The sequence below is a fragment of the Pseudomonas sp. HMWF021 genome (assembly GCF_003061005.1).
Classification (GTDB): domain Bacteria; phylum Pseudomonadota; class Gammaproteobacteria; order Pseudomonadales; family Pseudomonadaceae; genus Aquipseudomonas.
This window is the reverse complement of the sequence record NZ_QAIK01000102.1, coordinates 1-23,727: the sequence shown is the minus strand read 5'-3', so window position 1 is coordinate 23,727 and position 23,727 is coordinate 1. Positions and strand designations below refer to the sequence as shown.

Below are 23,727 nucleotides of genomic sequence, written 5' to 3'. Positions count from 1 at the left end.
ACTTTCGATCTGGAAAAAACCATTCCGTCCTACGCCCTCGGCTATCGCTGGGACATCGTCTTGCGCGGCCGCGACGCCACGCCGATGGAGAAATAAGATGACGCTGACTGCCACCACGTCCCACACCGTCGGGCCGTACTACCACATCGGTCTGACCTGGCTGAACCGCGAAAACCTTACCGTCGAACAAACCCTCGGCGAGCGCGTGGCGATCACCGGCCAGGTTGTTGACGGCAACGGCGATGTGGTCAACGACGCTATGCTCGAAGTCTGGCAGGCCAACGCCGCCGGCAAGTACGCGCACCCGGAAGACGAGCAGGACAAACCGCTGGATCCGCACTTCGAAGGTTTCGGCCGGGTGCCGGTGGACGCCGAAGGGCGCTTCCGTTTCACCACGATCAAACCGGGCACGGTCGAAGGCCTCAAGGGCTCGACCCAGGCGCCGCATCTGGTGGTGCTGGTGTTTGCCCGTGGTCTGGTCAAGCACTTGCTGACACGCATCTACTTTGAAGGCGACCCGGCGAACGTGAATGATCCGCTGCTCGAATGTGTGCCGGCCGAGCGTCGCGCGACCTTGCTGGCGAAGCCGGATGCGGCGGGGGTTTATCAGTGGAATGTGATCTTGCAGGGCACTGAGGCGGAGACGGTGTTCTTCGATTATTGAGAGAACACCACACGTCTCCTGTGGGAGCGGGCTTGCTCGCGAAGGCGGCGTGTCAGTCAACATTAAATTGCCTGACACGCCCTCTTCGCGAGCAAGCCCGCTCCCACAGAGGGAAAGCTGTGTTGCAGATCCAATGTGGAACGGGACTGTTGCGAAGTGTGTCTAGACTCTCACCTGTCCCCTCAGAGTAAAAAACAATGACAACTACCACCGCTCATTACACCGGCGAAGAGCGCAGCAAGCGCATCTTCGCCATTGTCGGTGCCTCGTCCGGCAACCTGGTCGAATGGTTCGACTTCTACGTGTATGCCTTCTGCGCGATCTATTTCGCCCCGGCGTTTTTCCCCTCCGACAACCCCACGGTGCAACTGGTCAACACGGCCGGGGTGTTCGCTGCCGGGTTCCTGATGCGCCCGATCGGCGGCTGGATCTTCGGGCGGCTGGCGGACAAGAAGGGCCGCAAGACCTCGATGATGATTTCGGTGCTGATGATGTGCTTCGGCTCATTGCTCATCGCCTGCCTGCCGACTTACGCCAGCATTGGCGTCTGGGCACCGCTGCTGTTGCTGTTCGCGCGTCTGCTGCAAGGCCTGTCGGTGGGCGGCGAGTACGGCACCACTGCAACCTACATGAGTGAAGTCGCGCTCAAGGGGCAGCGCGGCTTTTTCGCTTCGTTCCAATACGTGACCCTGATCGGCGGCCAACTGCTGGCGGTGTTGCTGGTGGTGATCCTGCAGCAGTTCCTCAGCGAAGACGAATTGCGTGCTTACGGCTGGCGGATTCCGTTCGTGGTCGGCGCGGTGGCGGCAGTGATTTCACTGTTCCTGCGCCGTTCGCTGAAAGAAACCACCAGCAAGGAAATGCGCGAGAACAAGGACGCCGGCAGCATCCGCGCACTGTTCCGTGATCACAAAGCGGCATTCATCACCGTGCTCGGTTACACCGCCGGTGGCTCGTTGATTTTCTATACCTTCACCACGTATATGCAGAAGTACCTGGTGAACACCGCCGGCATGCACGCCAAGACCGCCAGCTACATCATGACCGGCGCGCTGTTCCTCTATATGTGCATGCAGCCGCTGTTCGGCATGCTCGCCGACAAGATCGGCCGACGTAATTCGATGCTCTGGTTCGGCGCGCTCGGCACGCTGTTCACCGTGCCGATCCTGTTGAGTCTGAAAAGCATCAGCAGCCCGGTGCTGGCCTTCGTGCTGATCACCCTGGCGCTGGCGATCGTCAGTTTCTACACCTCGATCAGCGGCCTGGTGAAAGCTGAAATGTTCCCGCCGGAAGTCCGCGCCCTTGGCGTTGGCCTTGCCTACGCGGTGGCGAATGCAATCTTCGGCGGTTCGGCGGAATACGTGGCCCTGAGCCTGAAGGCCGGGGGCATGGAAAACGCCTTCTACTGGTACGTCACGGTGATGATGGCGGTGGCGTTCCTGTTCAGCCTGCGCCTGCCGAAACAGGCGGCGTATCTGCACCACGATCTGTAAACCGATGAGCGCGGGCCGCGATGGCCCGCGCCGGCAAGGACTGTTTATGACTCAGCGACCGGGCAATCAATTGTTCGATGCCTACTTCACTGCCCTCGATATGCGCGACGTGTTCTGCGATCAGGGCCGGGTGCAGGCGATGCTCGATTTCGAAGCGGCGCTGGCCCGGGCCGAGGCGCGGGTCGGGGTGATTCCGGCGTCTGCCGTCGCGCCGATTGCCGCCGCCTGCAACGCCGGCCTGTATGACTTCGCGGCGCTGGGTGAGGCGATTGCCACGGCCGGTAACTCGGCGATTCCATTGGTCAAGGCGTTAGGCAAGCAGATCGCCGCAAGCAGTGCGGAGGCCGAGCGCTATGTGCATCTGGGCGCCACCAGTCAGGACGTGATGGATTCCGGGCTGGTCCTGCAATTGCGGCAGGCGCTGCAACTGATGGAAAACGATCTGGCAGCGCTCGCCGATTCGCTCGCCACCCAGGCCCAACGGCATGCGGCGACGCCATTGGCCGGGCGCACCTGGCTGCAACACGCCACACCGGTGACCCTCGGGATGAAGATTGCCGGTTGGCTCGGCGCGGTGACTCGTAGCCGTCAGCGTCTGCGCGAACTCAAACCGCGTTTGCTGGTGCTGCAGTTCGGCGGTGCGTCCGGCACTCTCGCGGCGCTCGGTGAGAAGGCAATGCCGATTGCCCAGGCCCTGGCCGAAGAGCTGCAACTGAGCTTGCCTGAGCAACCGTGGCACACCCAGCGGGATCGCATCGTCGAGTTCGGCGCGGTACTCGGTTTGATCGCAGGCAGCCTCGGCAAACTCGGGCGCGACGTCAGTCTGCTGATGCAGACCGAAGCGGCGGAAGTGTTCGAACCGTCGGCGCCGGGCAAGGGCGGTTCGTCGACCATGCCGCACAAGCGCAATCCGGTGGGCGCGGCGGTGTTGATCGGCGCGGCGACGCGGGTGCCGGGGTTGGTCTCGACGTTGTTCAGCGCCATGCCGCAGGAGCACGAACGCAGCCTCGGTCTGTGGCATGCCGAATGGGAAACCCTGCCGGACATCTGCTGCCTGGTGTCCGGTGCGCTGCAACAGGCGCGCCTGTTGGCCGATGGCCTGGAAGTCGATGCCGAGCGCATGGCGCGCAACCTCGAATTGACCCAGGGGCTGGTGCTGGCCGAAGCGGTGAGCATCGTCCTCGCTCAGCGGGTCGGCCGTGACACCGCGCATCACCTGCTCGAACAATGCTGCAAACGCGCGGTGGCCGAACAGCGCCACCTGCGCGCGGTGCTCGGCGACGAGCCGCAAGTGACTGCAGAACTGAGCAGCGCCGAACTGGATCATCTGCTCGACCCTGCGCACTACCTCGGCCAGGCACAAACCTGGGTCGAGCGCGCCGTGGCCGAACACAACGCTTTGACTGTCTGAAGGAGAGGGCTGTGGCTTTCGTTCAACTCGCCGATGGCGAACTGCACTATCAATGGGACGGCCCGGTCGATGCGCCGGTGCTGGTGCTGTCCAACTCGCTGGGCACCAATCTGCACATGTGGGATGCGCAGATACCAGCGTTCACCGAGCACTTCCGGGTGCTGCGTTTCGACACCCGTGGTCACGGCCAGTCGCTGGTGACTCCGGGGCCGTACAGCATCGAGCAACTGGGCCGTGATGTGCTGGGGCTGCTGGATGCGCTGCACATCGAGCGCGCGCATTTTTGCGGATTGTCGATGGGTGGCTTGATCGGTCAGTGGCTGGGGATCAATGCCGGTCATCGTCTGCACAAACTGATTGTGTGCAACACCGCGGCGAAGATCGGCGATCCATCGGTGTGGAACCCGCGTATCGAAACCGTGCTGCGTGACGGCCCGGCGGCGATGGTCGCACTGCGTGATGCCTCGATTGCGCGCTGGTTCACCCCGGACTTTTCCGCGGCCAATCCGGCTGCAGCGAAGAAGATCACCGACATGCTCGCAGCGACTTCGCCGGAAGGTTACGCGGCCAATTGCGCGGCAGTGCGTGATGCCGATTTCCGTGAGCAACTGGCGTCGATCAACCTGCCACTGCTGGTGATTGCCGGCATAGAGGACGCGGTGACGCCGCCGTCCGGCGGGCATTTCATTCAGGAGCATGTGCGCGGCGCCGAGTACGCCGAGTTCCATGCAGCGCACCTGTCCAACGTGCAGGCCGGGGCGGATTTCAGTGATCGTGTGTTGGCGTTTCTGAACGCTCAGTGAGGGGATTGTTGTGGACGAGAAACAACGTTATGACGATGGCATGCAAGTACGCCGTGCGGTGCTGGGCGATGCGCATGTCGATCGCAGCCTGACCACACTGACCGAGTTCAATTCGGAATTTCAGGAGATGATCACCCGCCACGCCTGGGGCGACATCTGGACGCGCCCGGGCCTGCCGCGGCATACCCGCAGCCTGATCACCATCGCCATGCTGATCGGGATGAACCGCGAAGGCGAATTGAAACTGCATTTGCGCGCAGCGGCGAACAACGGTGTGAGCCGGGGCGAGATCAAGGAAGTGATCATGCAGAGCGCGATTTACTGCGGGATCCCGGCGGCCAATGCCACGTTTCATCTGGCGGAGTCGGTGTGGGATGAGCTGGGGGTTGAATCCCGGGAGTGAGCATCGGAATCAAAAGATCGCAGCCTGCGGCAGCTCCTACAGGGGAACGCATTCCAAATGTAGGAGCTGCCGAAGGCTCGGGCCGCGATCGGACGATCTTTTGATCTTCAAACCCTGGCCACAATGAAAATCCGTTTGAACGGAAACAGCGTATGCCCGTTTTTCTCCGGCGGGTAATGCTCGTGCACCCGCATCAGGAAGTGATAGATAAACCGCGCCTGTTCCTCTGAATCCAGCGCCTGCATCACCGGCCGCAGCGCCGAAACCTTCACCCAGTCGTACACCGGCGACTTGCCGTCGACCACCTGCAATTGCTCGGTTTCCCAGATGTCCAGCGACGTGGTCAGCGGCGCCAGCAAGCGGTAGTAATCCTCCAGCGTCAACAGCGGCCGCGCTGCCATGCGCTGGCGCAATTGCGCTGTGCCGATGGGTGAGTGTCCCGGCCCGGCGTCTTCGAGGGTGTCGAGCATCAGTTGATACCACCGCGCATCGCGCCAGTCCGGCATGTGCGCCGCCAGACAGCCCCCGGGGTTGAGATGCCCCAGCAGGCGCGGCAGCAGCTGTTGATGATCGCCGATGAAATGCAGCACCGCTGCGGCGAGCAGCAGGTCGGCGGGTTGTCGAGGTTGCCAGTCGAGCAGGTCGCACTCTTGCCATTGGGCGTTGATCGGCAGACACCGGGCCTGATCAAGCATTTGCCGCGAGCTGTCGACGCCCAGCAGCTGCGCACGCGGCCAGCGCTCGGCCAGCAACTGCGTGGCGATGCCGGTGCCGCAGCCCAGGTCATAAATCCGTTTGGGGTCGTGCAGATCGACACGGTCGAGCAATTCGTTGACGGGGCGTTGCCTGAGACGGGAAAACTGCTGGTACGCCCTGGCGTCCCAGTCGGGTGCGGCTTTGAGTCGGTTGATCATGAGGTTGTCCTCCGATGATCAGCAGTGTCTTCCGATGACAACCTGGCCAAATCTTGAGGACCAACAACTCTGGATAGCGGAAGCGGGGAGGGTGTTGCGCCTGAGTCCTTCAGGTTTTTCCTACTCTACCCGAGGCCCGGCGAAGTGCCACAGATCCTGACGGATGGCTCCCTGATATCCCATTTCCTGTAGGAGCTGCCGAAGGCTGCGATCTTTTGATTCTGCTTTTCAAGATCAAAAGATCGCAGCCTTCGGCAGCTCCTACAGGTGGCCGGGGGGATTTCGAATCAGAGCAGGCTGATCGGATAGCTGATGATCAGGCGGTTCTCGTCGAACTCGTTGTTGCTGAAGTCGCGGCGCAGGGTCGAGTTGCGCCAGCGCACGTTGAGGTCGCGCAGGGTGCCGCTCTGCACGGTGTAGCCCAGTTCGGATTCGCGGCCCCATTCCTTGCCGTCGGTGATGGTTCCGGTGTGTACGTTGTCGCCGCTGATGTAGCGGTTCATCAGGGTCAGGCCGGGGATGCCGAGGGCGGCGAAGTTGTAGTCGTGACGCACCTGCCACGAGCGTTCCTGGGCGTTGTCGTAGCTCGAGTTATAGCTGTCGTTGGCGAGGGTGCCGCCGCTGGTGCCGTTGACCCGCATCCAGGCGCTGTTGCCGGTGAGTTTCTGCAGGCCGACGTAGAAGGTGTTGCCGCCGTAACGGGCCGAAAACATCCCCGACCAGGTCTTGTTGTCGAGTTCGCCGGCGCGGGCGCTGCCGTCGTCCTTGCCGTAGAAGAAGCCGAGGTTGGCGCCCAGCGTCCAGTCGCCCAGTGGCTGGCTGTGTGTCAGGTTGAGGTATTGCTGGCTGTAGATGTCTTTGAGTTCGGCGTTCCACAGGCCGATCTGCGTGCGTTTTTCGTTGAACTGGTATTCACCGCCCTGAAAGTTGAAGCGCTCAGAGGTGAACGAGGGCTTACCGAACATCGACATGTCGCTCATGCTGCTGTCGTCCCGCGGGCTGTTAGCGCGGAACTGCCCGCCGTAGAGGGTCAGCCCGTTGATTTCCTTCGAAGTGATCTGCCCGCCACGGAAGGTTTGCGGCAGTGAACGGCCGTCGTCCGAACGGAGGATTGGCAGCACCGGCATCCATTCGCCAACCTTGATTTCGGTCTGCGACAGTTTGGCCTTGAACGCGACGTTGGTGCGGCCGAAGTTGTCCGCCGGACGCCCGTCGTGATCCAGGGGCAGCAATTGCGTGCCGCCAGTACCTTTGCCGCCATCGAGCTTGATCGAATACAGGCCGAGCACGTCCATGCCGAAACCGACGGTACCCTGGGTGAAGCCGGATCTGGCGTCGAGAATGAAGTTCTGCGTCCACTCTTCAGCCTTGCCCTGGGCTTTGGTCGGGTTGGTGAAATTGCGATTGATGTAGAAGTTGCGCAGATTCAGGCTGGCGCTGGCGCCTTCGACAAAACCGGCTTCTTCGGCAGCGGCGGGCAGGGCGACGCCGGCCAGGGCCAGGGCGATCAGGCCGGGGAATGCGTACGGCGCGGTTGGATGAGTCATCGCAAGGTCTCTTGTTATTTTTTTAGGGCGAACGGGTTCGTTGCCGCCGTTCTCGGAGCAGGCACGAAATTGCAGATTCAGGGATAAGGCTGCGATCTTTTGATTCTCAGGCAACAAAAAGCCCACCAATCGGTGGGCTTCCTGTTTTCACCTGACGATGATCAGAACAGCTTCATCTTCGGTGCTTCTTCTTTCAGCGGTTCGTTCTGTGCGGTCTGTGCATTCCAGCCACCGCCCAGGGCCTTGTACAGGTTGACCGCACTGGTCAGCTGCGCGAGGCGGTCGGTGATCAGCGCCTGTTGTGCGCTGAACAACTGACGCTGGGCGTCGAGGAAGGTCAGGTTGCTGTCGACCCCGATGCGGTAACGACGCTCGGCCAGGCGGTAGTAGTCCTGGTTGGCCGCGACGAAGTCACGCTGCGCCTGCAACTGCTCGGTGTAGGTCTGGCGGGCGGCCAGGCCATCGGCGACTTCCTGGAAGGCGGTTTGAATCGACTTCTCGTAGTTCGCCACGCCAATGTCCTTCTGGATCTTTGCCGCGTCGAGGCTGGCGCGCAGGCTGCCGGCGTTGAAGATCGGCAGGTTGATCTGCGGCTGGAACAGCCAGGTCCCCGAACCACCCTTGAACAGACCGGACAGGTCCGGGCTCAGCGTACCGGCATTGGCCGTCAGGCTGATGCTCGGGAAGAACGCTGCACGGGCCGCGCCGATGTTGGCGTTGGCCGCTTTCAGGTTGTACTCGGCCTGCAGGATGTCCGGACGGCGTTGCAACAGGTCCGAAGGCAGACCGGCCGGCACGTCGCTGAGCAGGTCATCCGACAGCGGTTTGGCCGCTTGCAGGTTGGCCGGGATACCGGTGCCGAGCAACAGGGTCAGGCTGTTTTCGTCCTGAGCCACCTGACGGGTGTACTTGGCCAGTTGCGCCCGGGCGTTTTCCACCGAGGTGCGCGACTGCGCCAGGTCCAGCGCCGAAGCCACACCGACTTCGTTGCTGCGACTGGTCAGCTTGTAGCTTTCTTCGAAGGCTCCGAGGGTGTCCTGCGTCAGCTTGAGCAGTTCCTTGTCGGCCTGCCAGGTCAGGTAAGCGTTGGCGACACTGGCCACCAGACTGATCTGGGTGCTGCGACGCGCTTCTTCGGTGGCGAAGTATTGCTGCAGCGCTTGTTCGCTCAGGCTGCGAACCCGACCGAAAAGGTCGAGTTCGTAGGCACTGATGCCAACGGTGGCGGAGTAGGAGCTGGTGATGCCCGCTTCACCGGTCTGCGAAGCCCGTGCCGGAACGCGCTGGCGACTGCCGGTGGCGTTCGCCGAAACGGCCGGGAACAGGTCGGCACGCTGGATGCGGTACTGAGCCGCATAGGCGTCGATGTTCAGCGCCGCGACACGCAGGTCGCGGTTGTTTTCCAGGGAAACCTGGATCAGCTGCTGCAGGGCCGGGTCATGGAAAAACTGCTTCCAGCCCTGTTCGGCAGCGGCTTGCGCCGGTGCCTGGGCCGGCGAGTACGCCGGGCCCTGCGGGAACTGGTTCGCAACCGGTGCCTCTGGCCGCTGATAGTCAGGAATCAGCGAACAACCGCTCAACACGAAGGCGGCGACTGCGATGGAGAGTAGCGACTTGCTCATTGGCCAGCCTCTTTAGGAGTTTCAGTCGTCTCATCCTGGTCGGCGATTTTACGCTGGCCCATGGACGAAACCGTGACGAAGAACAGTGGGACCCAGAAGATCGCCAGAATCGTAGCCGTGAGCATACCGCCAATCACGCCCGTACCGATCGCATGCTGGCTGCCTGAACCTGCGCCCGTGGAGATAGCCAACGGTACTACACCGAGGACGAACGCCAGCGAGGTCATGATGATCGGTCGCAGACGCATGCGGCACGCTTCGATCGCCGCATCGCGCAGACTGCGCCCTTGCTCGTGCAGCTCCTTGGCGAATTCCACGATCAGAATGGCGTTTTTAGCCGCAAGACCGATGGTCGTCAACAGGCCCACCTGGAAGTACACGTCGTTGGACAGACCGCGCAGGCTGGTGGCCATCAATGCACCGATGATCCCCAGCGGTACCACAAGCATAACGGCGATCGGAATCGACCAGCTTTCATACAGTGCCGCCAGACACAGGAACACCATCAGCAGCGACAGGGCGTACAGCGCTGGCGCCTGCGAGCCGGACAGACGTTCCTCGTAGGACAGACCGGTCCAGGAGATACCGACACCGGCCGGCAGCTTCTTGGCAATCGCTTCGACTTCGGCCATCGCTTCACCGGTGGAGTAACCCGGCGCCGGAGAACCGAGGATCTCCATCGCTTCCACACCGTTGTAACGCGCCAGTTTCGGCGAGCCGTAGATCCACTCGCCCTTGGCGAAGGCGGAGAACGGCACCATGGTTCCGGCGCTGTTGCGCACATACCACTTCTTCAGGTCTTCCGGGCTCATCCGCGAGCCGGCCTGACCTTGCACGTACACCTTCTTCACCCGGCCGCGGTCGATGAAGTCGTTGACGTAGCTACTACCGAAGGAGATCGACAGGGTGCTGTTGATGTCGGAAATGCTCACGCCCAGGGCGCGGGCCTTCGCATCGTCGATTTCCAGGTGGTATTGCGGCTCGTCATTCAGCCCGTTCGGACGAACCTGATAGAGCACCTTGCTCTGCGCAGCCATGCCGAGGAACTGGTTACGGGCTTCCATCAGTTTTTCGTGACCGATACCGGCGCGGTCCTGCAGGAACACGTCGAAACCGGTGGCGTTACCCAGCTCCAGTACTGCCGGCGGGGCGAAGGCGAACACCATCGCATCGCGGAAGCTGAAGAAGTGCTGCTGGGCGCGCTGCGCCAGGGCAAACACGCTGTTGTTCGAATCACGCTCGTGCCACGGCTTGAGCATGATGAACGCCAGACCCGAGCTCTGACCACGACCGGCGAAGTTGAAGCCGTTCACGGTGAACACCGACGCCACTGCGCCCGCTTCCTTATCCAACAGGTAGGAACGCATTTCGTCGATCACGACTTGCGTACGTTCGGCGCTGGAGCCGGCCGGGGTCTGTACCTGGGCGAACAGTACGCCCTGGTCTTCTTCCGGCAGGAACGCGGTCGGAATGCGGGTGAACAGCCAGATCATGCCGACCACGATCAGTACGTAGGCCAGCAGGTAAGGCGCTTTGCGCGACAGCATGTTGCCGACACCGCGCTCGTAGCTTTTCACGCCACGGTCGAAGCTGCGGTTGAACCAGCCGAAGAAACCTTTTTTCGGCGTGCCGTGCTCGCCTTTCGGGATAGCCTTGAGCATGGTGGCGCACAGTGCCGGGGTGAAGATCAGCGCAACCATTACCGACAGGGCCATGGCCGAAACGATGGTGATCGAGAACTGCTTGTAGATCACACCGGTGGAGCCGCTGAAGAACGCCATTGGCAGCAGTACCGCCGACAGAACCAGCGCGATACCGACCAGAGCGCCCTGGATCTGGCCCATGGACTTCTTGGTCGCTTCCTTCGGTGACAAGCCTTCTTCGCTCATCACCCGCTCGACGTTCTCCACCACGACGATGGCGTCGTCCACCAGCAAGCCGATGGCCAGCACCATACCGAACATGGTCAGGGTGTTGATGCTGAAGCCGAACGCCGCGAGGATGCCGAATGTACCGAGCAATACCACCGGCACGGTCATCGTGGTGATGACCGTGGCGCGGAAGTTCTGCAGGAACAGGAACATCACCAGGAACACCAGCACGATCGCTTCGACCAGGGTTTCAACCACGCCCTTGATCGATTCGGTCACCACCGGGGTGGTGTCGTACGGGAACACCACTTCCATGCCTTGCGGGAAGAACGGCTTGAGCTCGTCAATCGTCTTGCGCAGCGCCTTGGCGGTGTCGAGGGCGTTGGCGCCGTTGGCCAGTTTCACCGCCAGACCGGACGATGGCTTGCCGTTGAACTGTGCCGAGATGGTCGAGTTTTCGCCACCCAGACCGACGTCGGCGACATCGCCGATGTGCACTTGCGAGCCGTCCGGGTTGACCTTCAGCAGAATCGCCTTGAACTGCTCGGCAGTCTGCAGACGGGTCTTGCCGATGATCGTGGCGTTCAGTTGCTGGCCTGGCAGCGCCGGCAAACCGCCGAGCTGACCGGAAGACACCTGAACGTTCTGCGCCGAGATTGCGGTGCTGACATCAGCTGGGGTCAGGTTGTACTTGTTCAGCTTGGCCGGGTCGAGCCAGATACGCATTGCGTACTGGGCACCGAAGACCTGGAAGTCACCGACACCGGCAGTCCGCGAGATCGGGTCCTGCATGTTCGACACGATGTAGTTGGACAGGTCGTCCTTGCTCATGCTGCCGTCACGCGACACCACGCCGATCACCAGCAGGAAGTTTTTCACTGCCTTGGTCACGCGGATACCCTGTTGCTGCACTTCCTGCGGCAGCAGCGGGGTGGCCAGGTTCAGCTTGTTCTGAACCTGAACCTGCGCGGTGTCGGAGTTGGTGCCTTGCTCGAAGGTCGCGGTGATGGTCATGCTGCCGTCGGAGTTACTTTCCGAGGACACATAACGCAGGTTGTCGATACCGTTGAGCTGCTGCTCGATCACCTGGACCACGGTGTCCTGAACCGTTTGTGCCGAAGCACCCGGGTAGGTCACGGAGATCGCGATGGCCGGAGGCGCAATGCTCGGGTACTGGTTGATCGGCAATTTCAGGATCGATAGAGCCCCGACCAGCATGATCACCAGGGCAATTACCCAGGCGAAAATCGGACGGTCGATAAAAAATTTCGACATGAGTTACTCCCCTTTGCCGCCAGCGGCTTTGTCAGCTGCCTGAGCGGGGGCCGGGTTCTTGGCTACGTTGGTCGCTTCGGTCGGATTGACCTGAACACCTGGGCGAACGTACTGCAGACCTTCGGTGATCAGACGATCGCCGGCCTTCAGGCCATCCTCGATCAGCCACTGGCTGCCGACGGTACGGCTGGCCTTGAGCTGACGCAGTTCAACCTTGTTGTCCGCGCCGACAACCAGTGCGGTCGGTGTACCTTTGAGGTCGCGGGTCACGCCTTGCTGCGGCGCCAGAATGGCCGCGGCGTTGACGCCGGCCTGCAACTGGGCGCGCACGAACATGCCTGGCAGCAGGGTGTGGTCCGGGTTCGGGAACACGGCGCGCAGGGTCACGGAACCGGTCGTCGGGTCAACCGAGACTTCAGAGAATTCCAGCTTGCCGTCGAGCTTGTACAGGCTGCCGTCTTCGAGGGTCAGCTTGACCGCTGCCGAGTTGTCGCCGACTTTCTGCAGACGACCGCTTTCCAGCTCGCGGCGCAGTTCGAGCAGCTCGACCGAGGACTGGGTGACGTCGACGTAGATCGGGTCCAGTTGCTGGATCGTCGCCATCGCGTCGGCCTGACCATTGCTGACTAGGGCGCCTTCAGTCACTGAAGAACGGCCAATGCGGCCGGAGATCGGCGCGTAGACCTTGGTGTATTTCACATTGATCTGCGCACTCTGCAACGAGGCTTCCGATTCCATGCGGTTGGACACGGCGGTGTCGTATTCCTGACGGCTTACGGCCTGCTCATCGACCAGTTGCTTGTAGCGGTCGGAGATCGACTTGGTCGAACGCAGGTTGGCTTCGGCGCTTTTCAGGGTCGCCTCATAGACCGCCGGATCGATCTGATACAGCTGCTGGCCGGCTTTGACATCGCCGCCTTCCTTGAACAGACGCTTGAGAATGATGCCGTTGACCTGCGGTCGAACTTCAGCGATGCGGTACGCACTGGTGCGGCCCGGCAGTTCGGACGTAAGGGTGAACGCTTGTGGTTGCAGGGTGACGACGCCGACCTGAGGAGGCGGAGCGGCCGGGGCCGCTTCTTCCTTTTTACATCCGCTGAGCAGCGATGCCAGGGCGACGGCAGTGACCAGAGCGGTAACAGCTGGCTTGAATTGCATGAAGATCCTCGGGTCAGGCGCGCAAATTGCGCACAAGAAGTGTGGAAGGGTAAAAAAATCGGGTCGGGTGGATAAGTAGCTTGCTAAGGAATATACTTACGTTCATGGTTGTTTGTAAACACCCTGGCGTCGTACCCACCCTGTTACAAAAGTCGTCGCAAGGTTTGAAATTGTAGGCCGGGGAGCCGATTCGTGAGAGATCGGCCCCCTCTTTATTCAGCGGATATTCAGCCATCCCTGAAACATCCTGTTTGAGGTTTTACTGCCATGGTCCGTCGTACCAAAGAGGAAGCTCAGGAAACGCGCAGCCAGATTCTCGAAGCGGCCGAGAAAGCGTTTTATGAAAGGGGCGTTGCCCGCACGACCCTGGCGGATATCGCGACGATGGCCGGCGTCACCCGCGGGGCCATCTATTGGCATTTCAGCAACAAGGCCGATCTTGTGCAGGCGATGCTCGACAGCCTGCATGAACCGCTGGATGAATTGGCCAAGGCCAGCGAGAGCGAGGACGAACTCGATCCGCTGGGCTGCATGCGCAAGCTGTTGATCCATCTGTTCCATCAGGTTGCCCTGGATCCGAAGACCCGTCGCATCAACGAGATTCTGTTTCACAAGTGCGAATTCACCGATGAAATGTGCGATCTGCGCCAGCAGCGCCGCGCGGCCAGTCTCGATTGCAACCTGCGCATCGGTCTGACCTTGCGTAATGCGGTCAATCGCGGCCAGTTGCCGGAAAATCTCGACACTGCCCGGGCGGCCATCAGCATTCATGCGTATATCGATGGCCTCCTGTATGGATGGCTGTTGGCGCCGGACAGCTTTGAATTGCATGCCGAAGCCGAGCGCTGGGTCGATACAGGGTTGGATATGCTGCGCCTGAGCCCCAGTCTGCGCAAATGAAACAAAATGCGTAATTGGAACAGGTTGTGTCAATCGGCCTGCTCCATTCAGATTCGGGGCGAGAGTTTAAACGTAGCGAGCTACGGATTTTGTAGGGATTTTGTGTCGTCCCTGTGAATGAATGTTAGCTGTCGTCAATAACGACAGCATTACGAAATCCAGACGCCACCAGGATGCCTTTGTGGGAGCGGGCTTGCTCGCGAAGGCGGTGAATCAGTCAACACAGATACTGAATGGCACAGCGCATTCGTGAGCAAGCCCACTCCCACAAAGGCGCTCCAGCGATTGCGGAGTAAAACCCAACAAAAAGCCCCCGGCTCTCACGAGTCGGGGGCTTTTGCGTTTCTGCTGTTTTGTACTGAATAACGCTTACAGCGTTGGGTAGTCGATGTAACCGACCGGGCCCTTGCCGTAGAACAACTCAGGACGTGCATCGTTGAGCGGCGCATCGGCCTTCAGGCGGGCCGGCAGATCCGGGTTGGCAATGAACGGTACGCCGAACGCCACCGCGTCTGCCTTGCCTTCAGCCAGCCAGGCATTGGCGCTGTCCTTGGTGAAGCGTTCGTTGGCGATGTACGCACCACCGAACGCTTCTTTCAGTTGTGGGCCGAGGCTGTCGGCGCCTTCTTTCTCACGGGAGCAGATGAAGGCGATGCCGCGCTTGCCCAGCTCGCGAGCCACATAAGTGAAGGTCTCGGCCAGATTGTCGTCGCCCATGTCGTGGGAATCGGCGCGCGGTGCCAGGTGCACGCCGACACGGCCGGCGCCCCAGACGTCGATTGCCGCGTCAGTCACTTCCAGCAGCAGACGCGCACGGTTCTCCAGGGAGCCGCCGTAGTTGTCGGTGCGCTGGTTGGTGCTGCTTTGCAGGAACTGGTCGAGCAGGTAGCCGTTGGCGCCGTGGATCTCTACGCCGTCGAAACCGGCAGCCTTGGCGTTCTCGGCACCGGTGCGGTAGGCCTCGACGATCTCGGCGATTTCAGCGGTTTCCAGCGCGCGCGGGGTCGGATAGTCGGCCAGTGGGCGCACCAGGCTGACGTGACCTTTAGGCTGGATGGCGCTCGGGGCGACCGGGGTTTCGCCATTGAGGTACGACGGGTGCGAGATGCGGCCGACGTGCCACAGTTGCAGAACGATCTTGCCGCCGGCCGCGTGCACCGCTTTGGTCACGTTGGTCCAGCCGCGCACCTGATCGTTGGACCAGATGCCCGGGGTGTCCGGGTAGCCGACGCCCATCGGGGTGACGGAAGTGGCTTCGGACAGGATCAGGCCGGCAGAGGCGCGTTGCACGTAGTACTCGGCCATCAGCGCGTTCGGCACGCGGCCTTCGTCGGCGCGGCAGCGGGTCAGCGGGGCCATGATGATGCGGTTGGACAGCTCGAGGTCGCCCAGTTTGATCGGATCGAAAATAGTTGCCATGTGTACAACCCTCGTCAGTGAAGTGGTTAATCAGTGGGTAGCAGGGGCCAGGCCGGCATCGCCGTTCTGACGGAAAGTGATCAGGGTCACCAGCAGCGCGAGCACGGCCAGCGCTGCTGCCGCCAGGGGCACGCTGGTCAGGCCGAAGCCATGGGCGATGACGCTGCCGCCGACCCAGGCGCCCAGGGCGTTGCCGATGTTGAAAGCGCCGATGTTCAGGGTCGACACCAGGTTCGGTGCGGCCTTGCCGAAGGTCACCACGTTGACTTGCAGCGCCGGCACGGCGGCAAACGAAGCGGTGGCCCAGAGGAACAGGGTGATTTCCGTGGGGATCAGCGCAACGCTGGTCCAGCTCAGTACGGTGGAGACCACCGCCATCGCCACGAACACGCCGATCAGGGTCGCGCCGAGACGCTTGTCCGCCAATTTGCCGCCGATGATGTTGCCCACCGTCAGGCCGAGGCCGATCAGCAGCAGGGTCCAGGTCACGCCTTTTGGCGAGACGCCGGTGACGTCACCGAGCAGCGGTGCGACATAGGTGAAGAGGGTGAACATCGACGCGGCGAACAGCGCGGTCATGCTCAGCGACAGCCAGATACCGGCGCCTTTGAGGGCGGCGAGTTCGGCGCGCATGTCGAGTTTTTCCTCGTCACGCTTGGCCGGCAGGAAGCGGATCAGACCGATCAGCGCTACCACTCCAATCACAGTCACCGCCCAGAAGGTCGAACGCCAGCCAGCTTCCTGTCCCAGCGCGGTGCCCAGCGGTACACCGAGCACGTTGGCCAGGGTCAGGCCGGTGAACATCAGTGCCACGGCGGATGCGCGCTTGTTCGGCGCCACCAGCCCGGCAGCTACCACAGAACCGATACCGAAGAACGCACCGTGGCACAGCGCGGTGACGACACGGGCAAACATCAGCACGTTGTAGTCACTGGCGATGGCGCACAGCAGGTTACCGACGATGAAAATGCCCATCAGCGCTACCAGTGCAGCCTTGCGCGGCAGTTTTGCGGTGGCCAGTGCCATGAACGGCGCACCGATGGCCACGCCCAGGGCGTAACCGGTCACCAGCCAGCCAGCGCCCGGGATCGACACACCGAGGTCGGCCGCCACATCGGGCAACAGGCCCATGATGACGAACTCGGTGGTGCCGATGGCGAAGGCGCTCAAGGCCAGAATGAGTAGCGAGAGGGGCATTTGAATCAATTCCTTGTGGGAGCGCTGAGCTCTTTGACGATGGCGTCGAGGAAAGCCTGGATCACGTCCTCGTTGCGTTTGAAGAAGTGCCACTGGCCGGCTTTCTGGCTGCTGATCAGCCCTGCACGCTGCAGGGTCGCCAGGTGGGCGGAGACGGTCGACTGCGACAGGCCGCAGCGTTGATCGATCTGCCCGGCGCAGATGCCGTACTCGTGGTTGTGCAGTTGTTCCGGAAATTCGGCTTTGGGGTCTTTCAGCCAGATGAGGATGTCTCGCCGTACTGGGTGTGCCAGGGCTTTTATTATTTCGTCGAGGTCGAGGTTCATGGCTTTGTGCTCGTGATCTGTAGCGCTATATCGCGATGAGGCGAACTTTAAATCGGTATTTCGCGATATACCAATATGAATTTGATCTGATGACCGCATAAATCGGTATATCGGGTTATAACGATATGTGTGGTGTATCGATGAAAGCGCGCAGTGCTAAGCTGCGCCCATGAACTATCTCGCACATTTACACCTCGGAGGCCAGCGCCCCGAGCAATTACTCGGCAGTCTGTATGGCGATTTCGTCAAAGGACGGCTGCAGGGGCAATTTGCACCGCCGATTGAAGCGGCGATTCAGCTGCATCGGCGCATTGATGTGTTCACCGATCGCCACCCGCTGGTGGACATCGCCCTCGGACGTTTCACCGCGACCCGGCGGCGTTATGCCGGGATCGTCCTCGATGTGTTTTTCGACCATTGCCTGGCGCGGGACTGGACGCTGTACGCCGATCAACCGCTGGAGCAGTTTACCCGCGACGTTTATCGGGTGCTGTCGAATGAACGGCAATTGCCCGAACGCCTGGCGAGAATCGCCCCGTACATGGTTGCCAATGATTGGCTGGGTTCGTATCAGGAGTTTGAAGTGCTGGAACAGGTGCTGCGCGGGATCTCGCGACGCCTGACCCGGCCTGAGGAACTGGCGGGGGCGATGCAGGAATTGCGGCGGTTGTATGAGCCGCTGAGTGAGGATTTCCGGATGTTCTATCCGCAGCTTCAGGATTTTGCGGCTTCACAGGGATAGCCAAGATCAAAAGATCGCAGCCTTCGGCAGCTCCTACAGGGGATCGGTGTAGGAGCTGCCGAAGGCTGCGATCTTTTTTGTTTCAGGCAGCGATCAACTCGCCGGCACGGCGTGGGTCGGCCGCTTTGGCGATGTCACCAAACAACGCCTTCTGCACCGCCTGCTGCGCTTCGAACGCCAGCGCCGCACGTTCGCGGCCCTGACAGGCGATCGGCTTGAGCAGATGCACTTCGACATCGCCGCAATCATGGCTGAACAGCCGCATCAGGTGCGACAGCAAGTCATCGTCACCAATGAACGGTGCCAGCGTGTCGATTTCGCCGTTGCGCAGATAACGGATCGCCACCGGTTGCAGCATCACCTCGGAATCGATGGCCGCCGACAGCAGGCGACCATGAAAGGTGCGCAGCGAACGGCCATCGGTGGTGGTGCCCTCCGGGAACATCAGCAGCGGATGCTGCGTCTGCAAATGGCGGGTCATCTGTTTGCGGATCAACTGGCTGTCGCCCGAACCGCGACGGATGAACAGACTGCCAGCCTTGGCCGCCAGCCAACCCGCCACCGGCCAGGTGCGCACTTCGGCCTTGGACAGAAACGACAGCGGCGTGAGCATGCCCAGCAGCGGAATGTCCGTCCATGACACATGATTGCTCACCCACAGCATCGGCTGCTGCGGCAATTCGCCGTGCACGGTCACGCGAAAGGGCAGGGCATTGCTCAGGCGCGCCATGAAGAATCGCGACCAGCGCTGCCGACGTTGCATCGAGTGCGCCAGGCCAATGCGTTCGAACACGCCGAAGACGCTGGCCATGGTCAGTCCCAGCGTCACCACCACCAGCACCCGCGCGATTCGCGCGTACACGCGCAACCGGCTCATCACACGGCCGCCTTGAAGTGCTTGGCGTAGCGCGGGCAAAGTTCGTCGCGCTTGAGCAGGATGAACACGTCGGCGACCTGGAAGTCTTCGTCCCAGCAAGGCTCGCCGCAGATCTTGGCGCCCAGGCGCATGTAGGCCTTGAGCAGCGGTGGCATTTCGGCGATCACGTTCGATGGAATGTCCAGCGACGGCAACGGATTTTTCGGCTCGGCGCGCAGGTGTTCGGTGCACAGATAGCGTTCGCGCAGACGCTGCATGATCGCGTGGGCCTGCACGCCGCCGTCCTGCATCGGAATGCTCGCGCAACCCATCAGGTAGCTGTAGCCGCCCTGATTCAAGACTTCGGCCAGTTCACCCCAGAGCACGGCGATGGTGCCGCCGTTGCGGTAGGCCGGGGCGACGCAGGTACGGCCGATTTCGAGGATCGGACCTTGCAGATGCGCCAGGCCATGCAGGCTGAATTCTTCTTCACTGTAGAACTTGCCCAGGCTGCTGGCAGCGGTGTGATCGAGCAAGCGGGTGGTGGCGACCAGACGCCCGGTGTTCAGGTCACGCACGCCGATGTGGCTGCAGTGAACATCATAGTCATCCATGTCCAGACCCAGTTCCGCGCCTTTCAGCTTGGCGTTGAACTCGCCGCTGAATACGCTGAAGCGCAAGGCCTGGGCTTGCTGCAAGGCCTCGGCGCCGATCAGGCGTTCGGCTTGCAGGCGGCGTTCATTGCCGGTGTCGCTGATGCGGGCGATCTGAGTCATTTGAATCTCCGTACGGGCCTTGAACCCGTCGTGGGTTGCAGCCGATCGACTTTCTTTATGCAGCCATGTTGTGCAAAGTCAGGCTATGTAGCCCCGGTGTCATCGCCATGAACGTTTGGTGATGCTTGTATGACAGCCTACAAGGAGCCTCTTATGCCCTGGCCCAGCCTGCTCGAAAGCCGTGAACGCCTGCCCGCCGTCCCTGATCTGGCGGAAGGTTTCGCCACGTTGTTGCATCAACTGGGCAACGTGACGCCGTTCGAACTGGCGGTGGCCGGAGGGCGGCGGATGGCGACGCCGGGGCTGGCGTTTCTGGTGGGTTATCAGGCCGCGTTGCGCATGCTCTGGCCGAGCGCGCCGCCAAGTCTTGGCGCCCTGTGTGCGACCGAACAGCGCAGCTTGCGTCCGGCGGACATGCAGACGCGCCTGACGGATTTGCGCCTCAACGGGCGCAAGGATTTCGTCACCGCCGGGGATGCGGCGGACTGGCTATTGATCGCCGCGCGCAGTGAAGAGCCCGGCGAAACGCCGCGTCTGAGTCTGGCGGTGGTCTATCCCGGCGAACCCGGCGTGCGTGTGGAAAAGCTCCCCGCACTGCCACTGATGCCGGACATCAGCCACGGTCGGCTGCATCTGGACGGCGCGTTGTGCGAATTGCTGGCGGGGGATGGCTGGGATGCTTATGTGAAGCCGTTCCGCACCCTGGAAGATGTCTATGTGCTGAGCGCAATGACCGCGTGGCTGTATGGCGTCGGTCAGGACAGTGGCTGGTCGCAGCCGCTGCAACTGCGCTTGCTGGCGCTGTTGGCCGGGTGCGCGGAGGCGAGCCGCCAGCCGCCGAACAATCCGGCGGGGCATGTGTTGCTGGGTGGGTTGTTTGCGCAGTTCGATGCGTTCAAACCCGAGATCGATCAGGCGTTGGCCGAGGGCAATCCGGAGTGGGCGGCGATGTGGCAGCGTGATCAGGGGGTGATGCAGTTGGCGGCGGGGGCGCGGGCCAAGCGCTTGGCCAAAGCCCTGCACATTCCCCTGTAGGAGCTGCCGCAGGCTGCGATCTTTTGATCTTTAAAAGAACAAGCAAAAGATCGCAGCCTGCGGCAGCTCCTACAGTGATCGGGAGATTGTCATTTGTCTGGGCCATGATCTTTGCATCCTTCGGTTGAGACTTTTCCATGTTCAAAGGCCTGCCCCTGTTTCTGCTGCTGATCAGCTTCACGGTCCAGGCCGGGCAATGGCCCGGTGAACAATGGCCGACGGGCGCAAAAATCAGCGGCGCAGCGGTCGAGGCATTAGAGACCTACGCCTTCCCACCCCGTAACGACACCACCCGCCAAGGCATCCGCACCGACGCTCTGCTGATCATTCGCGACGGCCAAGTCATCTACGAACGCTACGCCGGCCCGACCCGTTCCGAAACCCCGCACCTGACCTGGTCGATCAGCAAGAGCCTGATGGCCACCGTGCTGGGTGTGGCCTATGGCGAAGGCCTGTTCAAACTGGATGATCCGGTTTCGAAGTTTTATCCGGTGCTGGAACAACACCCGACGATCAAAATGGTGGATCTGCTGCACTGGGCCTCCGGGCTGGACTGGCAGGAAGACTACGAATACGCCCCGCTGAAATCCTCGGTGGTGGCGATGCTCTACACCCGTGGGCATCGCGACATGCCCGCGTTCACCGCCAATCACGACGCCTACGCGGCACCGGGGCAGGCGTTTCGTTACTCCAGTGGCGACAGTAATCTGCTGGCCGCCGCGCTGAAGAACATGGTCGGCCCGCAGCGTTACCCCGACTATCCGTGGACGGCGCTGTTCGAGCCGCTGGGCATTAAACACGCCGTGTGGGAAACCGATGCCGGCGGCACGTTTGTCGCCTCGTCCTATGCCTACCTCACCGCCCGGGATCTGGCGCGGGTCGGCCTGCTGATGGCCCGCGACGGGCGCTGGAATGATCGACAGTTGTTACCCAAAGACTGGGTCGCCTTCAATCGCGAGCCTTTTGCCGGCTACAAGGCGCATCAGGACGAAGCGGTGCCCGGCGGCCAGTGGTGGCTCAATCGCCTGACCGATGGCGCCGTTGCACCGTGGCCCGACGCACCGCCCGACACCTTCGCCGCCCTCGGCCACTGGGGCCAGGCGCTGTATGTGATTCCCAGCGACAAACTGGTAATCGTGCGTTACGCCGATGATCGCGACGGCAGCTATCGCCACAACGAACTGCTCAAACGCGTGCTCAAGGCGGTGCAGCCATGAAGTTGTTCAAGCGGATTCTGCTGTTGGCTTTGATCGTGCTGCTGGGCTGGATCTGGCTCGAACGGGAAAACCTGTGGGCGTTCCCGGACATCATCAGCGCGTACACGGCGAAGGAATATTGTTCGTGTCGCTACGTGATGAATAACGATGCCGAGTATTGCCGGGGCTATGTGAAACAGTGGCTGCCGACCAGCGAATTCAGCGATGACAGCGCGAGCAAAACCATCACCGTCAGCGGCATGGGCCGCAGCAACCGTGCCCAGTGGCTGAGCGAACGCCAGGGTTGCCGGTTACAGCCTTGAAAGATCGCAGCCTGCGGCAGCTCCTACAGGATCGGGTCCACCTGTAGGAGCTGCCGAAGGCTGCGATCTTTTGATCTTGATGTTGCAATAAACCCACGGGCGGTTAAGGTTCGTGCAGGTTTATCGCCCAACGAGTGTTCAATGTTCAACCGCTCCCTCTACAAAGCCTTCGCCAGTCTGCTGCTGGCCGCTGCCGCGTTGCCGGCGCAGGCCAACTGGTATCTGGACGGCGAATCATCGCGGCTGTCGTTTGTCAGCACCAAGAATGCCCATATTTCCGAAGTGCAACGCTTTCTGGTGCTGCACGGCAAGGTCGACCCCGACGGTCGGGCCGAGGTCGAAGTCGAGCTGGAATCGATCAGCAGCGGCATCCCGCTGCGCGACGAGCGCATGCGCAAGGAGCTGTTCCAGATCGAGCAATTCCCCGAAGCGACCATCAGCACCCGAATCGACCTGCGCCCGATCAATGACCTGGCCCCCGGCGCGCAGCTGGAATTGCGTTTGCCACTGACCGTCAATCTGCACGGCAAACAACACGAATACCCGGCGGAGTTGCTGGCAACCCGCCTCGATGACCGGCGTTTTCAAGTGGTGACCCTCGAACCGCTGGTGATCAATGCCGAAGACTTCGACCTGGTGCCAGGGCTGGAAACCCTGCGCAACCTCGCCGGTCTGTCGGCCATCAGTCTGTCGGTGCCGGTGGGTGCGGTGCTGATTTTCACGGCGCGCTGACATGCGCGGCGCGGTGTTTCCGTGGCGTGACGGCAACCGTTTCGAGCTGTTGATCGACGGCCCGCAATTCTTCCCGCGCATGCTGGTGGAGATTGCCCGCGCCGAAGAGCAGGTCGAGCTGGAGCTGTATCTGGTGGAGGCGGGCGCTTGCGCCGAAGCCGTGGTGCAGGCGCTGGTGCAGGCCGCCGAGCGGGGTGTGCGGGTGCGCTGCCTGTTCGATGATTACGGCAGCCTCGCTTTCACGTTGAACCTGCGCCAGCGCCTGATTCAGGCCGGAGTCGAACTGCGGTTCTACAATCGCCTGAACTGGCGGCGCTGGGTCGGCAATTTCTATCGCGATCACCGCAAATTGCTGCTGGTCGATCAGCGTCTGGCGGTGGTCGGCGGCACCGGGGTTACCGATGAGTTCTGGACCCCGGGGCAGGACACCAGCGAGTGGCATGAAGTGATGGTGGAAATTCGCGGCCCGCTGGTGCTCGACTGGCAAGTGCTGTTCGACCGCCAATGGATTGCCAACCGCCATCGCCGGGCGTGGAAACCTACCGCGCACGTTGGTCTGCCACGGTTGCCCAAAGTCCCGGACATGGGCGAGGGCATGGGCCGCGTGGCCTACGCCGATGCGCGTCAGCATCGCGACATTCTGCAATCACTGTTTCGCGCACTGAACAGCGGGCAAAAACGCATCTGGATGGCCACCCCGTATTTCCTGCCGACCTGGAAAATCCGCCGCTCGCTGCGCAAGGCTGCGGCCCGTGGTGTCGATGTGCGGCTATTGCTCACCGGACCGCGCACCGATCACCCGTCGGTACGCTATGCCGGCCATCGCTACTACCCGCGCCTGCTCAAGGCCGGGGTGCAGATCTTCGAATACCAGCCGTGCTTCCTGCACCTGAAAATGGTGCTGGTGGACGAGTGGGTGAGCATCGGTTCGTGCAACTTCGATCACTGGAACCTGCGCTTCAATCTGGAGGCGAATCTGGAGGCGCTGGACCCTTCGTTGACGGCAGCGGTCGCGGAGAGTTTCGAGAGGGACTTCGGGCTGAGTCAGCAGGTCAGTCTTGAAG

Annotated in this window: 22 protein-coding genes; 12 read left to right on the top strand and 10 right to left on the bottom strand. The window is 61.6% G+C overall.

Translation table 11 applies throughout. The features are described from left to right. Positions 1-97: 97 nt before the first annotated feature. The 5 genes from pcaG to pcaC all read left to right on the top strand — a co-directional run bounded on the left by pcaG (position 98) and on the right by pcaC (position 4,774). Positions 98-664, top strand: a complete 567-nt coding sequence (gene pcaG, locus DBR18_RS13620; protein ID WP_108590696.1) for a protocatechuate 3,4-dioxygenase subunit alpha — start codon at positions 98-100, stop codon at positions 662-664. Positions 665-861: 197 nt separating this feature from the next. After that, complete coding sequence (locus tag DBR18_RS13615; RefSeq protein ID WP_108590695.1) at positions 862-2,157, top strand: MFS family transporter; 1,296 nt, start codon at positions 862-864, stop codon at positions 2,155-2,157. A gap of 46 nt (positions 2,158-2,203) precedes the next feature. Further along, a complete protein-coding gene (locus DBR18_RS13610; RefSeq protein WP_108590694.1) occupies positions 2,204-3,568 on the top strand; it encodes a 3-carboxy-cis,cis-muconate cycloisomerase in 1,365 nt (454 codons plus the stop codon). Positions 3,569-3,579: 11 nt separating this feature from the next. Then, positions 3,580-4,371: a 3-oxoadipate enol-lactonase gene (gene pcaD / locus DBR18_RS13605; RefSeq protein WP_108590693.1), complete on the top strand. Its 792-nt coding sequence runs from the start codon at positions 3,580-3,582 to the stop codon at positions 4,369-4,371. 10 nt (positions 4,372-4,381) lie between these two features. Then, positions 4,382-4,774, top strand: a complete 393-nt coding sequence (gene pcaC / locus DBR18_RS13600) for a 4-carboxymuconolactone decarboxylase (protein WP_025110738.1) — start codon at positions 4,382-4,384, stop codon at positions 4,772-4,774. A gap of 107 nt (positions 4,775-4,881) precedes the next feature. On the opposite strand, the gene DBR18_RS13595 is transcribed toward pcaC, so the two are convergent. From DBR18_RS13595 to emhA, 5 genes are all read right to left on the bottom strand, one after another. Next, complete coding sequence (locus DBR18_RS13595) at positions 4,882-5,688, bottom strand: methyltransferase domain-containing protein (protein ID WP_108590692.1); 807 nt, start codon at positions 5,686-5,688, stop codon at positions 4,882-4,884. A gap of 287 nt (positions 5,689-5,975) precedes the next feature. Further along, on the bottom strand, positions 5,976-7,235 hold the full coding sequence (locus DBR18_RS13585; RefSeq protein WP_108590691.1) for an OprD family porin: 1,260 nt from the start codon (positions 7,233-7,235) through the stop codon (positions 5,976-5,978). Positions 7,236-7,396: 161 nt separating this feature from the next. Further along, positions 7,397-8,857 (bottom strand): efflux RND transporter outer membrane subunit EmhC, encoded by a 1,461-nt coding sequence (gene emhC / locus DBR18_RS13580; RefSeq protein ID WP_108590690.1) that lies wholly within the window; start codon positions 8,855-8,857, stop codon positions 7,397-7,399. Next, a complete protein-coding gene (gene emhB, locus DBR18_RS13575; protein ID WP_108590689.1) occupies positions 8,854-12,003 on the bottom strand; it encodes an efflux RND transporter permease subunit EmhB in 3,150 nt (1,049 codons plus the stop codon). Before emhB ends, emhC begins: the two co-directional genes overlap by 4 nt. A 3-nt stretch (positions 12,004-12,006) precedes the next feature. Beyond that, positions 12,007-13,161, bottom strand: coding sequence for an efflux RND transporter periplasmic adaptor subunit EmhA (gene emhA, locus DBR18_RS13570; RefSeq protein WP_108590688.1), 1,155 nt, complete (start codon positions 13,159-13,161; stop codon positions 12,007-12,009). A gap of 267 nt (positions 13,162-13,428) precedes the next feature. Here emhA and emhR point away from each other — a divergent pair, with 267 nt between their 5' ends. Next, a complete protein-coding gene (gene emhR, locus DBR18_RS13565) occupies positions 13,429-14,061 on the top strand; it encodes an efflux system transcriptional repressor EmhR (protein WP_108590687.1) in 633 nt (210 codons plus the stop codon). 369 nt (positions 14,062-14,430) lie between these two features. On the opposite strand, the gene DBR18_RS13560 is transcribed toward emhR, so the two are convergent. The 3 genes from DBR18_RS13560 to DBR18_RS13550 are packed head-to-tail and all read right to left on the bottom strand — an operon-like array spanning position 14,431 to position 17,003. Then, complete coding sequence (locus DBR18_RS13560; RefSeq protein WP_108590686.1) at positions 14,431-15,480, bottom strand: alkene reductase; 1,050 nt, start codon at positions 15,478-15,480, stop codon at positions 14,431-14,433. Between the two features lie 30 nt (positions 15,481-15,510). Continuing rightward, the gene (locus tag DBR18_RS13555; protein ID WP_108590685.1) at positions 15,511-16,677 is read right to left on the bottom strand and encodes an MFS transporter; all 1,167 of its coding nucleotides are present in this window, start codon (positions 16,675-16,677) and stop codon (positions 15,511-15,513) included. 5 nt (positions 16,678-16,682) lie between these two features. Continuing rightward, positions 16,683-17,003, bottom strand: a complete 321-nt coding sequence (locus tag DBR18_RS13550; protein ID WP_025110729.1) for a helix-turn-helix transcriptional regulator — start codon at positions 17,001-17,003, stop codon at positions 16,683-16,685. Positions 17,004-17,172: 169 nt separating this feature from the next. On the opposite strand from DBR18_RS13550, the gene DBR18_RS13545 reads away from it, so the two are divergent. Continuing rightward, positions 17,173-17,745 carry an ACP phosphodiesterase gene (locus tag DBR18_RS13545; RefSeq protein ID WP_108590684.1) on the top strand — a complete coding sequence of 191 codons (573 nt, stop codon included), beginning with the start codon at positions 17,173-17,175 and terminating at the stop codon, positions 17,743-17,745. An 82-nt stretch (positions 17,746-17,827) separates the two neighbouring features. Here the strand turns inward: DBR18_RS13545 and DBR18_RS13540 are convergent, their stop codons facing one another. Further along, positions 17,828-18,622, bottom strand: coding sequence for a 1-acyl-sn-glycerol-3-phosphate acyltransferase (locus DBR18_RS13540; protein WP_108590683.1), 795 nt, complete (start codon positions 18,620-18,622; stop codon positions 17,828-17,830). Continuing rightward, complete coding sequence (gene olsB, locus DBR18_RS13535; RefSeq protein WP_108590682.1) at positions 18,622-19,377, bottom strand: L-ornithine N(alpha)-acyltransferase; 756 nt, start codon at positions 19,375-19,377, stop codon at positions 18,622-18,624. The genes DBR18_RS13540 and olsB overlap by 1 nt, the downstream gene beginning before the upstream one ends. Before the next feature lie 153 nt (positions 19,378-19,530). Between olsB and DBR18_RS13530 the strand changes: the two genes are divergently transcribed. From DBR18_RS13530 to DBR18_RS13505, 5 genes are all read left to right on the top strand, one after another. Then, a complete protein-coding gene (locus DBR18_RS13530; RefSeq protein ID WP_108590681.1) occupies positions 19,531-20,412 on the top strand; it encodes an acyl-CoA dehydrogenase family protein in 882 nt (293 codons plus the stop codon). A gap of 137 nt (positions 20,413-20,549) precedes the next feature. Next, positions 20,550-21,629 (top strand): serine hydrolase, encoded by a 1,080-nt coding sequence (locus DBR18_RS13520; protein ID WP_108590680.1) that lies wholly within the window; start codon positions 20,550-20,552, stop codon positions 21,627-21,629. Next, positions 21,626-21,931, top strand: coding sequence for an amidase (locus tag DBR18_RS13515; RefSeq protein ID WP_108590679.1), 306 nt, complete (start codon positions 21,626-21,628; stop codon positions 21,929-21,931). The genes DBR18_RS13520 and DBR18_RS13515 overlap by 4 nt, the downstream gene beginning before the upstream one ends. A 141-nt stretch (positions 21,932-22,072) precedes the next feature. Next, positions 22,073-22,663: a YceI family protein gene (locus tag DBR18_RS13510; RefSeq protein ID WP_108590678.1), complete on the top strand. Its 591-nt coding sequence runs from the start codon at positions 22,073-22,075 to the stop codon at positions 22,661-22,663. A gap of 1 nt (position 22,664) precedes the next feature. Then, positions 22,665-23,727: phosphatidylserine/phosphatidylglycerophosphate/cardiolipin synthase family protein (locus tag DBR18_RS13505; protein WP_108590677.1), on the top strand; the 1,063-nt coding region annotated here is incomplete at its 3' end.

Coding starts and splice junctions, on each gene's coding strand:
- DBR18_RS13595 (WP_108590692.1), bottom strand. CDS start 5,688: ATGATCAACCGACTCAAAGCCGCACCCGACTGGGACGCCAGGGCGTAC.
- DBR18_RS13610 (WP_108590694.1), top strand. CDS start 2,204: ATGACTCAGCGACCGGGCAATCAATTGTTCGATGCCTACTTCACTGCC.
- DBR18_RS13510 (WP_108590678.1), top strand. CDS start 22,073: ATGTTCAACCGCTCCCTCTACAAAGCCTTCGCCAGTCTGCTGCTGGCC.
- DBR18_RS13530 (WP_108590681.1), top strand. CDS start 19,531: ATGCCCTGGCCCAGCCTGCTCGAAAGCCGTGAACGCCTGCCCGCCGTC.
- DBR18_RS13555 (WP_108590685.1), bottom strand. CDS start 16,677: ATGCCCCTCTCGCTACTCATTCTGGCCTTGAGCGCCTTCGCCATCGGC.
- emhB (WP_108590689.1), bottom strand. CDS start 12,003: ATGTCGAAATTTTTTATCGACCGTCCGATTTTCGCCTGGGTAATTGCC.
- pcaG (WP_108590696.1), top strand. CDS start 98: ATGACGCTGACTGCCACCACGTCCCACACCGTCGGGCCGTACTACCAC.
- DBR18_RS13515 (WP_108590679.1), top strand. CDS start 21,626: ATGAAGTTGTTCAAGCGGATTCTGCTGTTGGCTTTGATCGTGCTGCTG.
- DBR18_RS13550 (WP_025110729.1), bottom strand. CDS start 17,003: ATGAACCTCGACCTCGACGAAATAATAAAAGCCCTGGCACACCCAGTA.
- emhA (WP_108590688.1), bottom strand. CDS start 13,161: ATGCAATTCAAGCCAGCTGTTACCGCTCTGGTCACTGCCGTCGCCCTG.
- emhC (WP_108590690.1), bottom strand. CDS start 8,857: ATGAGCAAGTCGCTACTCTCCATCGCAGTCGCCGCCTTCGTGTTGAGC.
- DBR18_RS13520 (WP_108590680.1), top strand. CDS start 20,550: ATGTTCAAAGGCCTGCCCCTGTTTCTGCTGCTGATCAGCTTCACGGTC.
- emhR (WP_108590687.1), top strand. CDS start 13,429: ATGGTCCGTCGTACCAAAGAGGAAGCTCAGGAAACGCGCAGCCAGATT.
- DBR18_RS13545 (WP_108590684.1), top strand. CDS start 17,173: ATGAACTATCTCGCACATTTACACCTCGGAGGCCAGCGCCCCGAGCAA.
- DBR18_RS13615 (WP_108590695.1), top strand. CDS start 862: ATGACAACTACCACCGCTCATTACACCGGCGAAGAGCGCAGCAAGCGC.
- DBR18_RS13560 (WP_108590686.1), bottom strand. CDS start 15,480: ATGGCAACTATTTTCGATCCGATCAAACTGGGCGACCTCGAGCTGTCC.
- olsB (WP_108590682.1), bottom strand. CDS start 19,377: ATGACTCAGATCGCCCGCATCAGCGACACCGGCAATGAACGCCGCCTG.
- DBR18_RS13585 (WP_108590691.1), bottom strand. CDS start 7,235: ATGACTCATCCAACCGCGCCGTACGCATTCCCCGGCCTGATCGCCCTG.
- DBR18_RS13540 (WP_108590683.1), bottom strand. CDS start 18,622: ATGAGCCGGTTGCGCGTGTACGCGCGAATCGCGCGGGTGCTGGTGGTG.